This is a genomic window from Legionella sp. (assembly GCF_049790535.1).
Taxonomy (GTDB): Bacteria; Pseudomonadota; Gammaproteobacteria; order Legionellales; family Legionellaceae; genus Legionella.
On record NZ_JBAQZB010000091.1, the window covers coordinates 14,510 to 30,544 of the forward strand.

The following is a 16,035-nucleotide window of genomic DNA, read 5'->3' on the forward strand; positions in this document are numbered from 1 at the left end:
GAGTAGTATGAAACATACTGTAGAGCATCTTTTAAGACAGGCGTTAACCATCCTGCAAAAATCAGGGGATGTACCTGCTGATCTGGATATTGAGATTAAAGTGGATCGTACAAAAGATGCAGCTCATGGTGATTATGCTAGTAATCTTGCGTTGATTCTAGCTAAACCCTGTCGTCAGGCACCTCTTAAGATTGCCGAGCGTTTAGTTCAGCTCTTACCTGTTGATGAGTCTGTAGAAAAAATAGAAATTGCTGGTGCAGGTTTTATTAATTTTTTTCTACGCAGTAACGCTCGCTCGCCAATTATTGCGGAAATATTAACTAAGGCTAAGGATTTTGGACGAAGTACGATTGGTCACAATCAAAAAGTGCTGATCGAATTTGTTTCTGCTAATCCAACAGGTCCTTTGCATGTTGGACATGGTCGCAGTGCTGCTTTTGGTGCTTCCTTAAAAAATGTTTTACATGCTGCAGGCTATGATGTTACTACCGAGTATTACGTGAATGATGCTGGACGGCAGATGAACATTCTTGCTGTCAGTGTATGGTTGCGTTATCTGGAGTTGGCTTCTGAACCAGTTATTTTTCCAGAAAATGCATACAAAGGCGAGTATGTTATTGATATCGCACGGGTATTGTGGTCTGAAAGGGGGGCTCAATTTGTTCATCCTTGGACCTTAGTGCTTGAAGGCATGCCTGCTGATGAGCCTCAAGGCGGTAATAAAGAAATTTATATCGATGCGATGATTGAACGTGCAAATGCATTGTTAGGCCAACCTAATTTTGCTTTATTTCATCAACATGCTTTAACAATTGTTTTAGAGGACATCAAAGAGGATTTGACTGAATTTGGCGTGGAGTATAACAACTGGTTTTCTGAGCGTTCCTTATTCGAAGACGGTTCAATAGAACACGGTATTCAAGCACTTAAAGACGCAGGGCACACTTTTGAGCAAGAAGGTGCTCTTTGGTTTAAGGCTACGGAGTTTGGCGATGAAAAAGATCGGGTATTAGTGCGTGCTAACGGACAAAAAACTTATTTTGCTTCTGATGTTGCTTATCACTGGAATAAATACAATCGTGGTTTTGATCGAGTGATTGATATTTTTGGTGCCGATCATCACGGGTATGTCAACCGATTACGTTCTGCAATAAATGCTTTGGGCCATGATGAGAGTGCTTTGACAGTGCTTTTAGTGCAATTTGCTATTTTGTATCGTGGTGGTGACCGAGTGCAAATGTCTACACGAAGTGGTTCTTTTGTCACGTTAAGAGAGCTACGTCAAGAAGTAGGTAATGATGCAGCTCGTTTCTTTTATGTTGCACGCAAGGCCGAACAGCATATGGATTTTGATTTAGATTTGGCAAAATCCGAATCCAGTGATAATCCCGTTTATTATATCCAGTATGCGCATGCGAGAATCTGTTCTGTATTAAGGCAATTAAAAGAGCGAGGTTTGCTCTGGGATAAGACGATTGGCTTAGCGAATGTTAATTTGTTAGAGCAGTCTCATGAAACAGCATTAATCGCGTTAATTAGTCGTTATCCTGAAGTTGTAGAGTTATCTGCTATGAGTTGTGAACCTCACCAAGTAGCTTATTATTTGCGTGAACTCGCTAATGGATTACATAGTTATTATAATGCCGTGCAACTTTTATGTGAAAACGAACAATTACGCTGTGCACGTCTGAGCTTACTAGAGGCTGTACGTCAGGTTTTAAATAATGGTTTAGATTTATTGGGCGTATCTGCTCCTGAGAGTATGTGATGGGAAGAGAATATAGCAGTAAGCGGTCTTCGCGAGTGCCAAATCTGTTTTTAGTAAGTACAATAACCTTTCTTCTGGGGTACTTAAGTGCTACTTTTTTTGATTTAGGCACCCTAGTTCACTGGGTAAATACTCAGGTTTTGGCACACCATGAAGCAAATAAAACGCTAAATAATCCTCAAGCTCAACAAAAAACAACGGTTCCTCATAAGCCTAAGTTTGAATTCTATACTTTATTGACCAATGAAAAGATGCCAAATTCTGAAAAGCTTGCTGGATCACAACCGAGTACGAATGCTGCTGCAACTAGTGTTTCCGCTAGCATTGTTGCCACAAAGACTACAGCAGCAGACACTGCTGCTAACGTCCAACAACCTGTAGTTGCTAAGGCTCTTGAGTCGAAACCAATTGCTCCTGTCCCCGTTGTAGGAAAGGGTACTTATTCAGTACAAGTCGCTGCGTTTAAAGCTCGACAGGATGCGGAACACATGAAAGGTTTATTAATTCTCAAAGGATTTAATGTAATGGTTGTTCCCATCAGCCATAGCAGTCGGGGTATATGGTTCCGTGTTGTAGTCGGACCTTATGCAAACCGGACATTAGCTCAAAAAGCACAAATAGATTTAGCAAAAAATGAGCATTTGCGTGGAATGCTAACCACTGGGTGATTAACGATGTACGATCACCTGGATATTCGCCGCATTTTTTACTGCCTGGGGTTTACTCACTGCTACAGTAAGATGCGACACTTTAAATTTCTGCTTAATTAAATTAGCGATTTCATTCGCAACTGTTTCAATTAATCGAAAAGACTTTGATTCTACAAAGTGAGTGATTGTTTCGCACAGGGAGGCATAATCTATAGTATTGTTTAAATCATCATTGCAGACACTGAAGTCAGAATCCATGCTTATATCAATTAATAAAGGTTGATTAACCCGTTGTTCCCAAGCATATACGCCAATTTTAGTGCTTACAGTGAGTGCTTTAATATGTAAAGTATCCAATTTTTTTCCAGTAAAATATGATGTGTCTATTTTACCTGAATTTTTTTTCTTGCCTAGAGTGAGATTTTGACATTAAAGCATAAACAATCCATTTTTTTGTTAAGATAGTGATTATGTTATTATAAACGCATTTTGCTAGTGTTGGGTTTTCAAGTATGTATGATTTAAGTAACTCTTTGTTTCTCCGAGCATTAAGACGTCAACCTGTAGAAAGAACGCCAATATGGATGATGCGCCAGGCAGGTCGTTATTTGCCTGAGTATAGAAAGATCAGAGAGCAGGCCGGTGATTTTTTAAATCTTTGTAAAAATCCTGATCTGGCTTGTGAAGTAACATTACAACCTTTGCGCCGATATGCGATGGATGCTGCTATTTTATTTTCTGATATTTTAACTATTCCTGATGCTATGGGGCTTGGTTTATATTTTGCTGAAGGGGAAGGGCCTTGCTTTAAAAAGCCAGTTCACGATCTGCAGGCTATAAAAAATCTCCAAGTTCCTGAAGCTGCAGATTCCTTAGCTTATGTAATGAATGCAGTGCGTTTAATTCGTCAGGAAATGCCAAATGAATTACCATTAATCGGTTTTGCTGGAAGCCCATGGACTTTAGCCTGCTATATGGTTGAAGGACGGAGCAGCAGAGACTTTAAACGTATTTTGAAGTTGATTTACAAGGAACCTGAAGCAGCTCATCAGTTATTGCATAAATTGGCAGTATCAGTATCTGATTATTTATCAGAACAAATTAAATCAGGCATCAATGCAGTAATGCTTTTTGATACCTGGGGCGGTATATTAACCCCTGAAAATTATCAGAATTTTTCTTTGCAGTACATGCAGCAGATTGTACACCATATTAAAGCAATTTATCCTGAGATTCCTGTTATTTTATTTACCAAAAATGGCGGTCAATGGTTAGAAAAAATGCTGATTACAGGATGTGATGCTTTGGGGTTGGATTGGACCTGTGATTTAGCTGATGCGCGTTCACGCGTAGGTAATCAAGTTGCTTTGCAGGGAAACCTGGATCCAGCCGTATTATTAACCTCTGTACCTTGTATTCGTGAGCAGGTGAAAAAGGTATTGAATTCTTTTGGTCATGGTTCGGGGCATATATTTAATTTAGGGCATGGCATTACTCCAGATGTACCTCCTGAGCATGTTGCTGCTATGGTTGAAGCAGTACACGAGTTTAGTCCGTTTTATCATGTGTAACTTTATTGTAAGTTTTATATGCAATCAAAAAAATGAGCTCCCCAGGCTTGCGTAAACTAGTTTATAGTTGTTATTACGAATTATAATTAGATCCGCAGTTTTTGGGCTTAAGTCGTGAACAACATAATAAAATTTGTAACAAAATATTATTAAAAAAACTTAAAGCATTTACTAAAAATGGAGTTGAATTATTTGAAAGGATTGGTATTAGTAATGAAACATTGATAAAACGTATTCTTGCAAATCCTCAAAAACCACTTCTCTCATTAACTTGGGAGCATTGTTCCAGTTCAACAGCTAATGGTCGTTTGGGTGTCATGCGTTTAGTACTCAGCGAACAGCATAGCAAAAATCAGTCCTAGCAGAGATCCAATACAGGTATTCAACATGGATTTCACCACTCAGTCTACTCACGTATGCAAGCATTAGCTATGATACAAGTAGTAGCTCGTTTCTTTCGTCGATAGAGGTATTCCATACATTTATAGAAGTGACTTTATCGACATGATCGGTATTAAGGGTTAGATATTTCTAAACTGTTTACTTAATTGTAAGGCCATTTCGATTGATTGCTCATAGTTTAATCGTGGATCGACCAAGCTATAATAGGCTTTTTTCAGATCATCAGCAGCTAAACCATGAGCGCCACCAATACATTCTGTCACATTATCGCCTGTTAATTCAAAATGAACGCCACCAAGATAACTGTCCATATCCTGATGGATCTCGAGCGCTTGTTTCAATTCTACAAGAATGTTGTCGAAGTGGCGTGTCTTAATCCCATCTGCTGTAGTTTCTGTATTGCCATGCATTGGATCGCAAGACCAGGTTACTGGGATTTTAGTTTTTTTAACCACTTCAATTAGTGGTGGCAGAAGTCGGTCTATGTGTTTAGCGCCTAAACGTGTAAATAAGACCAGACGTCCCTCTTCACGATGCGGATTAACATAATTAATTATTTCTTCTAACCATGCAGGGGTAGCTGAAGGACCGATCTTTATGCCCAAAGGATTTTGCACCCCACGCATAAATTCTAAATGAGCACTGTCTAACTGTGTGGTGCGCATGCCTATCCAGGGTAGATGAGTGGATAAGTTATACCACAGGCCATCTTCTAGTTGGCGAGTCAATGCCTGTTCATAATGCAAATGCAATGCTTCATGTGAGGTATAAAAATCAACTTTGGATAAATTACTGGATTGTATTCCATCTATAGTTTCTAAAAAATCCAAAGCATCGCCAATCGATTTCACCAGAACTTGATATTCTTTTTTTTGTTTTAAATGTTCTACGAATCTTAAATCCCAACGTTGAGGATGGTTAAGATCGGCAAAACCACTGTCTAATAAGGCACGAATAAAATTTAAAGTAATTGCAGAGCAATTATAGGCCTGTATCAATAAATTGGGGTTCGGTTCACGGGCTACTTGCGTAAACTCAGGTGAGTTAACCAGATCGCCTCGATAACTTGGCAAGGTTACTCCATCAATAGTCTCAAAGTCAGAAGAACGTGGTTTTGCATACTGTCCAGCAATCCGGCCAATACGAATAATGGGTTTACGTAAACCATGCAATAAGATCAAACTCATTTGCAATAAGATTTTTAACTTATTGCTAATAATTTCAGGTCGACAATCATTAAATGATTCTGCACAGTCCCCGCCCTGAAGAATAAAGGTTTCACCACGTCCAGCACGCGCAATTTCTTTTCTTAACTGTTTTACTTCTCCAGCGGTAACCAGTGGTGGGAATAGGCTTAATTGCGCTACAACTTTTTTTAATTGAGCTTCATCAGCATAGGTTGCAGCTTGCAAATAGGGACGTTGGAGCCAGGAACTTGGCGACCAATTTTGCATAATAAATCCGAGTGACTTTTTTGGTGTCTAAGTATGGAATAAATGAACATATACTGCAATATAGAGATTTTAAAACAAAGCACTTGAAATTTTAGTAGCTGCCCCCATTTGCTCAATTCAGGTTAGTTAGGAGTATTGGGATGAGCAAACACAATAAAAAAAATTGGCAGCAATTCAAAGAAGAAAATGTGTCTCAAGAAGAGCGTGTTGAAGAACAATTGGATGTGGAGGAAGAAACTATGGATCAGGAAGAATCTTTAGAACACTCCAGTTATGAAGAGTTAAGTGAGCAATTAACTCTCGCAGAACAAAAAGCTCATGAAAATTGGGAAAAATCCGTACGTGCAATAGCGGAGTTAGATAATGTTCGCCGTCGTGCTGAACGTGAAATAGGGAATGCGCATCGTTATGGTATTGAAAAATTGGTTAGCGCTTTATTGCCTATAGTAGATAGTTTGGAGCAGGCTTTACAAATGGCCAACAAAGCAGACGATGCAGCTATGCGTGAGGGCTTGGAACTAACCATGAAACTTTTTTTGGATGTATTTCAAAAGTTTGATGTACAACAAATTGATCCTATGGGTGCGCTTTTTGATCCACAAGAGCACGAAGCAATGTCAATACACGATGAACCAGGTGCTGCACCTAATACAGTAATTACTGTATTTCAAAAGGGTTATAAATTAAGTGATCGGGTAATTAGGCCGGCACGAGTAATTGTATCAAAAAAGTAACAGCTCAGTAGCCATGTAAAAAATCTTGGCAAAGCTATAGGGCTTTTCCTTGATATGCAGTGGGCAATTACTCAAAAAAATAATAAGTAATGGCTTGAATTTGGGGCAATACGCTCCATATAAACTTCATCACCTTAGAAAAACTATTAATTTGGAGCAAGAAAAAAATGGCAAAAATTATAGGAATCGACTTGGGTACAACTAACTCATGTGTTGCTGTAATGGAAGGTAACAAACCTAAAGTAATTGAAAACAGTGAAGGTCTTCGTACTACGCCTTCTATTGTTGCTTATACAGATGATGGCGAGATCCTAGTTGGTCAGTCTGCAAAACGTCAAGCGGTAACTAATCCCGAAAAAACATTATTTGCAATTAAACGTTTAATTGGTCGTCGCTTTGAGGATGATGTAGTTCAAAAAGATATTAAAATGGTTCCCTATAAAATCATTAAAGCAGACAATGGTGATGCCTGGGTTAAAGTACAAAACCAGGATAAAGCACCACCACAAATTTCTGCTGAAGTCTTACGAAAAATGAAAAAGACAGCAGAAGATTATTTGGGTGAAGAAGTAAAAGAAGCAGTTATTACTGTCCCTGCTTACTTTAACGATTCACAACGTCAAGCGACTAAAGATGCAGGTCGTATTGCTGGTCTTGAAGTAAAACGTATTATTAACGAGCCTACTGCTGCTGCACTAGCTTATGGTATGGACAAAAAACGTGGTGATTCAATCATCGCTGTATATGATCTGGGTGGTGGTACATTTGATGTTTCGCTCATTGAAATCGCTCAAGTTGGTGACGAACACCAAATTGAAGTATTAGCTACTAATGGTGATACGTTCTTGGGCGGTGAGGATTTTGATCTGGCGTTGATTAATTATCTGGCTGCAGAGTTTAAAAAAGATTCAGGAATTGATTTACATAATGATCCCTTAGCATTACAACGTTTGAAAGAAGCAGCGGAGAAAGCAAAAATTGAATTGTCTTCAGCACAACAAACAGATGTTAATCTTCCTTATATCACTGCAGACGCTTCTGGACCAAAACATTTAAACATTAAATTGACACGTGCCAAGTTAGAATCTTTGGTTGAGGAATTGGTTAAACGTACCATAGAGCCTTGCAAAATAGCATTGAAAGACGCTAAGTTAACTGTATCTCAAATTAATGAAGTAATTTTAGTTGGTGGTCAGACACGCATGCCTTTAGTACAAAAAACTGTGGAAGAGTTTTTTGGTAAAGAACCACGTAAAGACGTGAATCCCGATGAAGCAGTTGCTGTAGGTGCAGCAATTCAGGCAGCGGTGTTATCCGGTGAAGTAAAAGATATTCTTTTGCTTGATGTTACTCCATTGTCTTTAGGTATTGAAACAATGGGCGGTATTATGACTAAGCTTATTGAGAAAAACACCACCATTCCTACAAAGGCGAATCAAGTGTTTTCTACAGCTGATGATAATCAAACAGCTGTAACTGTGCATGTTTTACAAGGGGAGCGAGAGCAAGCATCAGCAAATAAATCTTTAGGTCGATTTGATTTAGGAGATATTCCTGCTGCACCACGAGGCGTGCCACAAATTGAAGTGACTTTTGATATTGATGCGAATGGTATACTCAATGTGTCTGCTAAAGATAAGGCAACGGGTAAAGCACAATCCATTGTTATTAAAGCATCCAGTGGTTTAAGTGACGAAGAAGTGGCTGCGATGGTCAAAGATGGTAAATCTCATGCTGAAGAAGATAAGAAATTTAAGGAAATGGCAGAATTACGTAATCAAGCAGATAGTTTGATTCACAGCAGTGAAAAATCGATGAAAGATTTAGCTGCTGAACTTTCTGAAGATGAGAAAAAAGGTATTGAGACTGCTATCGCTGAATTAAAAGAAGCAATTCAGGGTACTGATAAGGCTCAAATTGAAGACAAATTAAAAGTCTTAACAGAAGCTTCTTCAAAAATGGCTGAGCGGGTGTACGCGAAAAAAGCGACTGAAGGCCAAGCACAACCCAGTGATGCCCAGCAAGAGCATACTCAAGAAGCGCCCAAGGCGGATGATGGTGTTGTTGATGCTGAGTTTGAGGAAGTTAAAGACGACAAGAAAGACGGCGAATAATCCATGCAGGTTGGGTAGCCAAGCTAGGTCTGTTGGTGTTTTCTACTATTTTGGCCAAAGTGGACTGATTTTTTGTGCTCCGATGGTGATGTATGATGTGCTTCGGTGTTTTAAATAAGTCCATTTTGGTTTACAATCTAGCTAGCGGAATGCCAACAGACCTTCGTCTAACTTGGGTATCTATCATGGTGACAAAAAAAAAGTATTTTTATTAATTTTAATAGTGTGAGTAGTTATGGAACAGCGGGATTATTATGAACTTTTAGAAGTAAGTCGAACAGCAAATGATACAGAAATTAAAAAGGCGTATCGTAAACTGGCAATGAAGTACCATCCAGATCGTAATTCCGGTGATTCCTCTGCAGAAGAAAAGTTCAAAGAAATTCAAAATGCTTACAGCATCCTCTCAGATCCACAAAAACGTGCTGCTTATGATCAATACGGCCATGCAGGTGTTGATCCTTCCATGCGAGGCGGTGCTGGTGGCTTTGGTGGTTTTGGTGATGTATTCGAAGATATTTTTGAAAATATTTTTTCTGGAGGTCGCGGTGCTGGTCGACAGTCACGAGGTCAACGTGGTGCTGATCTCCAATTTAATGTGACTTTAACCCTAGAAGAAGCTGCTCTAGGTAAAGAAATTGAGATTACAGTTCCTAGACATGGTACGTGTACTGTTTGTAATGGTTCTGGAGCAAAACCAGGAACACATCCCAAAAATTGTGAAACCTGTAACGGAATGGGTAAGGTACGAATTCAACAAGGATTTTTCTCCATTGAACAAACATGCCCAAGTTGTCATGGTGAAGGAAAAGTAATTTCAGATCCATGCACCGGGTGTCATGGACAAGGTCGTATTCGTGAGAGTAAAAAATTAACAGTTAAAATTCCTGCCGGCGTTGATAACGGGGATCGAGTACGGTTAACTGGCGAAGGCGAAGCAGGGATTCATGGTGGTGGTTCAGGTGATCTCTATGTGCAAGTTAATGTAAAAAAACATTCTATATTTGAGCGTCAGGATAATAATTTGCATTGTGAGGTACCTATTAGTTTTATTACTGCGGCATTGGGTGGCTCTATAGAAGTTCCTACACTTGAAGGTCGGGTAACTTTAAAGATTCCAGATGAAACGCAAACAGGTAAAGTATTCCGCTTAAGAAGCAAAGGAATGAAGTCCGTACGGGGACATGGACAGGGCGATTTATTGTGTAAAGTAGTGGTAGAGACACCGATTAATTTATCACGTGAACAAAAAGATTTATTATCCAAACTACAGGAATCATTGGAAAATGCTAAGGCAAATCATTCTCCACGCACTAGTTCTTGGTTTGCAGGTGTGAAAAAGTTTTTTGAAGACATGAAGTTTTGAATTAGGTACGTTATAATTGCTCATTTTATTTTCATTTTTATTTTATTAAACTGTTGAGCAACAAATTCTTTCTTATTTACTAAGCCTCTATTTTCTGGAGTGGGGGAGATAAAGTTAGAAAAGGCTTCGAAAATCCTCTTTTTGTAAGTGCAAAAGAGGAGCGTCTTACAGTTTAAAGATGAGCAAAACAACATAGAGTAAACATTCATGATGAATCAACCAGCAATTTTAGTTTTAGCCGATGGTACTGTGTATGAAGGCATCTCCATAGGAGCCCAAGGCGAATGTATTGGCGAATTGGTTTTTAATACCTCATTAACTGGTTATCAAGAAATACTTACCGACCCCTCTTATGCCCGCCAAATTGTCACGCTGACTACCGCACATGTTGGTAATACAGGTTGTATACCAGAAGATATGGAATCCAATACAGTTTGGGCAGCAGGTTTAGTGGTGAAAAACAACTCCATAATTCATAGTAATTATCGTGCAGAACAATCGCTCTCCTCTTGGCTTAAAAAAAATGGAGTGGTTGCTATTGCAGATATTGATACTCGTGATTTAACGTTAAGAATACGTGAGCAAGGTGCTTTAGGAGCTTGTATTAGCACTAATGTAGCTAATCCAAAGCAGGCTTTAAAGAAAGCTAAATCCTTTGCTGGCTTACAAGGAGTGGATTTGGCTTTGGAAGTTTCTCGAAAAACCTCTGAGCGTTGGCATGAAGGACAAGGCGAATGGGGGCAGAAGAGTTCGCAGCCACACCAATTTCATGTTGTTGCCTATGATTTTGGCGTAAAGCATAATATTTTACGCATATTATACGATAAAGGGTGTCATTTAACGCTAGTGCCTGCGCAAACATCTGCCAAGGACGTTTTAGCTTTAAATCCTGATGGCGTATTTTTATCAAACGGGCCTGGTGATCCACAAGCTTGTGATTATGCCATTCGTGCAACGCAGCAATTTTTAGAATGTAACCTGCCTGTGTTTGGCATTTGCCTAGGTTTTCAGATTTTAGCTCTAGCTTGTGGTGCGGTGACTAAGAAAATGAAATTTGGTCATCATGGAGCAAATCATCCTGTGGTTGAAACAGAGGGTAAAAAACGAGTTTTTATAACCAGCCAAAATCATGGCTTTACCGTGGATGAAGACAGCCTACCGGATTGTCTAAAGGTGACGCACCGTTCTTTATTTGATGATACGTTGCAAGGAATCAGGCATACAGTAAAACCTGCCCTGGGTTTTCAAGGACATCCTGAGGCAAGTCCAGGGCCTCATGATATAGAACTAATTTTTAATGAGTTTATACAGTTAATGAATTAAACTCTTTTAGCGATAAATACAGAGAGAATTAATAATGAATGAAAGCTATGTCTTCACTTCCGAATCGGTTTCTGAAGGACATCCAGATAAAATTGCAGATCAAATTTCTGATGCAATTTTAGATGCTATTTTAATGCAAGATCCCCGAGCACGGGTTGCTTGTGAAGTTTTTGTGAAAACGGGTATGGTCCTAGTTGGGGGCGAAATCACCACCACGGCTTGGGTGGATGTCGAAGAAATCACACGCCAGGTGATTAAAAATATAGGATATAACAGCTCGCAGATGGGTTTTGATTGGGAATCGTGTGCAGTACTTTCGACCATAGGGAAACAATCTCCAGATATTGCTCGAGGGGTGGATAATGAAACAACTAAAATCTTAGGTGCTGGGGATCAAGGCATAATGTTTGGTTATGCTAGCTGTGAGACCGATGTTTATATGCCAGCTCCAATTGCTTATGCACATCGTTTAATGGAAAAACAAACCAGTTTGCGTAAATCAGGTGTTTTACCCTGGTTGCGCCCCGATGCTAAAAGTCAAGTTACTTTAAAATATGAGCAAGGAATGCCCGTTGAAGTAGATACGGTCGTGATTTCAACACAGCATTCAGAAGACATTAGCCATAAGGAATTAACTGAAGCTGTACGCGAAGAAATTATTAAAACTACCTTGCCTAGGGAATGGTTGACCGACAAAACACGCTACTTTATTAATCCAACAGGTCGTTTTGTTATTGGTGGTCCTTTGGGAGATTGTGGTTTAACCGGTCGTAAAATTATTGTTGACACCTACGGTGGTATGGCGAGACATGGCGGTGGTTGTTTCTCAGGTAAAGATCCTTCCAAAGTAGATCGTTCAGCAGCTTATGCGGCACGGTATGTAGCTAAAAACATAGTTGCTGCTGGTATTGCTGATAAATGTGAAATTCAGCTTTCTTATGCAATTGGTGTTGCAGAGCCTACTTCTATTTTTGTTGAAACATTTAATACAGGTCGGTTAAAAAATAGTGAAATTATTGAATTGATTCATAAGAATTTTAATTTAACACCACAGGGCATTATTGAACATCATGATTTACTTCGTCCTATTTACCAAGAAACGGCAACTTATGGTCATTATGGACGCAAGCAATTTCCATGGGAGCGTTTAGATAAGGTCACTGAATTACAAAAAGCACTATGAGGACATTGGAATGGAATTAGTGAATAAATTTAGTAGAGAACAAGATTATAAAGTAGCTGATAAGTCATTGGCTTCCTGGGGACGTAAAGAAATAGCCATTGCAGAAACAGAAATGCCTGGTTTAATGGCTTTACGAGAAGAGTTTGCTGCTTTAAAACCATTAAAAGGGGCACGTATTGCGGGTTGTTTGCATATGACCATTCAAACCGCAGTATTAATTGAAACATTACTTGCATTAGGTGCTGAAGTTCGCTGGTCTTCTTGCAATATATTTTCTACTCAAGATCATGCCGCTGCTGCCATTGCGGCTGCTGGCATTCCTGTTTTTGCGTGGAAAGGAGAGTCTGAAGAAGAATATTGGTGGTGTGTTGAACAAACACTTATTGGGCCAGACAATTGGACCCCTAATTTATTGTTGGATGATGGGGGTGATTTAACACAAATTATTCACCAAAAATATCCAGAATTATTGACCTCTATTAGAGGCGTTTCTGAAGAAACAACTACTGGGGTGGCACGTCTATATGAAATGGCTAAAAGTGGCGATTTGAAAATTCCCGCTATTAATGTAAATGATGCTGTAACGAAATCCAAATTTGATAATCTTTATGGTTGTCGTGAGTCTTTATTAGATGGCCTAAAACGTGCTACTGATGTCATGATTGCTGGTAAAATTGCGCTCATTTTAGGATATGGTGATGTGGGTAAAGGTTGTGCTCAGGCTTTACGTGGTCAAGGTGCTACGGTATTTATTGCTGAAATTGATCCTATTTGTGCGTTGCAGGCAGCAATGGAAGGATATCGTGTAGTAACGCTCGATGCCGTTGCCGATCAAGTTGATATAGTAGTTACTGCGACAGGTAACTATCATGTAGTAACCCATGAGCACATGCAACGTATGCGTCACCAAGCAATTTTGTGCAACATTGGCCATTTTGATTCTGAAATTGATGTTCAAAGTTTGAAGCAATACCCATGGGAAAATATCAAGCCCCAGGTCGACCACGTGATTTTTCCTGATGGCAAACGCATTATTCTCTTGGCAGAGGGTCGTTTGGTTAACCTGGGTTGTGCAACCGGACATCCAAGTTTTGTCATGTCCGCATCATTTACCAACCAGGTGCTTGCGCAAATTGAATTATTTCAGCATTCTGCTCATTATCAGAATCAAGTGTATGTTCTGCCTAAATTATTAGATGAAAAAGTAGCACGATTGCACTTAGGAAGAATTGGAGCACAATTGACTCAATTAACCGAGGAACAAGCGAACTATTTGGGGGTCGGTATTAATGGCCCCTATAAACCGGACCATTATCGCTATTAATAATTTTTTTGATCTGCCGAAACGGACACGCATCACTCTGTTTACAATTCGTGATGCGTTCAGACATAAACAAACACTAACAGGGCGCAGCGAGTCTGTCGATGCTATCCTGTAATTTATTCAGCTTATTCACTGAATCAGTATTAAATTTGAAAAAACTACCTTTGCATGCACAAATTGTGAGGTATATCACACCAAGTCCCAGAATGCACAAAGCGATGTTGGCCAATAATTCTTTGCAACCTCGATGTTTTGCCAATGTTTTCCTTGCTATACTAATTGCTTGCATTGAATTCTCTCTAAAAGAGGCATAATCCAGATTAGTGGCACTGTATAATTTTTTTAATTCATTCAATGTAATATGTAGAGCGTTCGCCTCAGTGCATGCTTCCACAAATCCTTTCTTCTTTAGTTTAACTGCTTTATTTTTGAGGGTCAAAAGATGAGACTCAAGATCATACAAAGAGTTTTCGCGTTTTTTTTGTTCTTTACGAAACTCATCAAGATCTATGTTTTTATCTGAATCCAGGGTAATAAATTGTACGGTATTTGGAAAGACATTAATAACATGGTCTAATGTAAGGCTGTTAGAGAATAAATCAATCTTTTTTATATTTGGTGGGAGGGTCTTAAATACTTGAGTTAATTCAGAGATGGTTTTTTTATCAAGACTATTACATGTTAAATCAAGCAAGGTGATGTAAGGAGGAATTTCCTGAAATATTTTGATTAATTCAATAACAGTTTTATCACCAAGATTATTTAAGCTTAAATCAAGAGATGTTATATCGATAGAAATTGCTTTAAATATTTCAATTATTTCAGCTAGAAGTTTATTATCTAGGTCTCGAATAGTCAAAGTTTTATCATTAGAGATTACATTCAAAGCATCAGCAACCTCAGTACTTGATTTATCATTAAGATCATTGTTGTTCCAATCGAGTGAGTCTAAGTCATCAAAGTTTCCTTTGTGCATTTCACCTAAGTTAGTTCCGGATATGTCGTTTATTGTATGATTATTCAAATTGATCGAAATCAGAGCATTAGGAAGTGCTTTCGTTATGGCTTCAACGTGGGTTTTAATGTCAAAGTCATTAAATTTTAAATTAATGGAGATTAAATTAGTATGTATTGATTTAAGAACTTCATATAGTTCCTTGCTAGTTAGTCTATTAAGGATGTTGCCGCTTAAATCAAGTGAGGTCACACTAGTAGGAATAGCTTGAAATACTTCAATTAATTTGTTAGTTAATTTTCCGAGGGCATTGCAGCTCAAATTTAGCGAAACCACGCTTCTGGGAATTGCTTGAAGCATCTTGGACAACTTAGTACATTCTTTTCGTTCGAGGTCATTAGCACTCAAATCAAGCGTATTCAGATTTTTAGGAAGTTTTTTTAGTGCATCAACTAACGTACAACGCATTGAAGTGCCAAGCTTATTTCCTCTCAAATTAAGTGAAGTCAGGGCGGAAGGGAGTCCATTGAACATTTCGCCTAATACATCTTCAAAAATTGTGTTAAGATCATTACAGCTCAAGTCAAGTGAAGTAACATTTGAAATCTCTTTAAATGAATTAATTAATTTTTTGACATCGCATGGAGTGCCAGTACCTAACTTATTATTAGCTAGGTTAAGTGATATAAGGTCTTTAGGCAAAAATCCAAGTAATTTGCTTAATTTTGATCCAATACCGAGATGAAAATTATTGCTACTCAAATCAAGAATAATCACACTATTTGGCATTGTTTTAAATGCATTGATTAATACAGAGTCGCTTCTATTACCAAGTACATTAAAGCTTAAATCAATTGAAGTCGTGTTAGCAGGAAAACTTGCAAATGCCTCAAGTAATTGAGCGTCAGTTTTTTTGCTAATCTTATCTAATCGGTACAATATAATTACAGACTCCTAATTTTTTTCATGATGACATTAACGTTATTATGGGTAATATATTACCATAAATAACTATTAATGATCAACTAATAGATGTTGGTTAATCGGGAAATTCGCTCAATTAAAGCCTTATTATTTGCGTGTGTGCTCTTATTTTGTTATATATCACAAAAATATGTTCATTATAGCTCGGCATCTTGAATATAAAAGCGCTTTAACAAATGATTTGAAGTTCTAGTTTATTATGATAAG

The 16,035-nt window shown here is 38.5% G+C and carries 13 protein-coding genes; 10 read left to right on the forward strand and 3 right to left on the reverse strand.

All coding sequences use genetic code 11. The annotated features are described in order from the left end of the window. Nucleotides 1-7: 7 nt before the first annotated feature. Nucleotides 8-1,768: an arginine--tRNA ligase gene (gene argS / locus WA877_RS05285; protein WP_425169890.1), complete on the forward strand. Its 1,761-nt coding sequence runs from the start codon at nt 8-10 to the stop codon at nt 1,766-1,768. After that, complete coding sequence (locus WA877_RS05290; protein ID WP_425169891.1) at nt 1,768-2,436, forward strand: SPOR domain-containing protein; 669 nt, start codon at nt 1,768-1,770, stop codon at nt 2,434-2,436. The genes argS and WA877_RS05290 overlap by 1 nt, the downstream gene beginning before the upstream one ends. Here the strand turns inward: WA877_RS05290 and folB are convergent, their stop codons facing one another. After that, a complete protein-coding gene (folB, locus tag WA877_RS05295; RefSeq protein ID WP_425169892.1) occupies nt 2,437-2,775 on the reverse strand; it encodes a dihydroneopterin aldolase in 339 nt (112 codons plus the stop codon). A 155-nt stretch (nt 2,776-2,930) separates the two neighbouring features. On the opposite strand from folB, the gene hemE reads away from it, so the two are divergent. Then, nucleotides 2,931-3,989 carry a uroporphyrinogen decarboxylase gene (gene hemE / locus WA877_RS05300; protein ID WP_425169893.1) on the forward strand — a complete coding sequence of 353 codons (1,059 nt, stop codon included), beginning with the start codon at nt 2,931-2,933 and terminating at the stop codon, nt 3,987-3,989. A 101-nt stretch (nt 3,990-4,090) separates the two neighbouring features. Further along, on the forward strand, nt 4,091-4,351 hold the full coding sequence (locus tag WA877_RS05305) for a hypothetical protein (protein WP_425169894.1): 261 nt from the start codon (nt 4,091-4,093) through the stop codon (nt 4,349-4,351). Nucleotides 4,352-4,510: 159 nt separating this feature from the next. Here WA877_RS05305 and WA877_RS05310 read toward each other — a convergent pair whose 3' ends face one another. Continuing rightward, the gene (locus WA877_RS05310; RefSeq protein WP_425169895.1) at nt 4,511-5,845 is read right to left on the reverse strand and encodes a 3-deoxy-7-phosphoheptulonate synthase class II; all 1,335 of its coding nucleotides are present in this window, start codon (nt 5,843-5,845) and stop codon (nt 4,511-4,513) included. A gap of 140 nt (nt 5,846-5,985) precedes the next feature. Here WA877_RS05310 and grpE point away from each other — a divergent pair, with 140 nt between their 5' ends. The 6 genes from grpE to ahcY all read left to right on the forward strand — a co-directional run bounded on the left by grpE (nt 5,986) and on the right by ahcY (nt 13,889). Further along, nucleotides 5,986-6,579 carry a nucleotide exchange factor GrpE gene (gene grpE, locus WA877_RS05315; protein ID WP_425169896.1) on the forward strand — a complete coding sequence of 198 codons (594 nt, stop codon included), beginning with the start codon at nt 5,986-5,988 and terminating at the stop codon, nt 6,577-6,579. A 167-nt stretch (nt 6,580-6,746) separates the two neighbouring features. Continuing rightward, a complete protein-coding gene (dnaK, locus tag WA877_RS05320) occupies nt 6,747-8,693 on the forward strand; it encodes a molecular chaperone DnaK (RefSeq protein WP_425169897.1) in 1,947 nt (648 codons plus the stop codon). Between the two features lie 235 nt (nt 8,694-8,928). Beyond that, nucleotides 8,929-10,059 (forward strand): molecular chaperone DnaJ, encoded by a 1,131-nt coding sequence (dnaJ, locus tag WA877_RS05325; protein ID WP_425169898.1) that lies wholly within the window; start codon nt 8,929-8,931, stop codon nt 10,057-10,059. Nucleotides 10,060-10,266: 207 nt separating this feature from the next. Next, nucleotides 10,267-11,382, forward strand: a complete 1,116-nt coding sequence (gene carA, locus WA877_RS05330) for a glutamine-hydrolyzing carbamoyl-phosphate synthase small subunit (protein WP_425169899.1) — start codon at nt 10,267-10,269, stop codon at nt 11,380-11,382. Between the two features lie 34 nt (nt 11,383-11,416). Further along, nucleotides 11,417-12,565, forward strand: a complete 1,149-nt coding sequence (gene metK / locus WA877_RS05335; protein WP_425169900.1) for a methionine adenosyltransferase — start codon at nt 11,417-11,419, stop codon at nt 12,563-12,565. 10 nt (nt 12,566-12,575) lie between these two features. Then, complete coding sequence (ahcY, locus tag WA877_RS05340; protein WP_425169901.1) at nt 12,576-13,889, forward strand: adenosylhomocysteinase; 1,314 nt, start codon at nt 12,576-12,578, stop codon at nt 13,887-13,889. Between the two features lie 76 nt (nt 13,890-13,965). Here the strand turns inward: ahcY and WA877_RS05345 are convergent, their stop codons facing one another. Then, nucleotides 13,966-15,783 carry a hypothetical protein gene (locus WA877_RS05345; protein WP_425169902.1) on the reverse strand — a complete coding sequence of 606 codons (1,818 nt, stop codon included), beginning with the start codon at nt 15,781-15,783 and terminating at the stop codon, nt 13,966-13,968. Nucleotides 15,784-16,035: the final 252 nt, after the last annotated feature.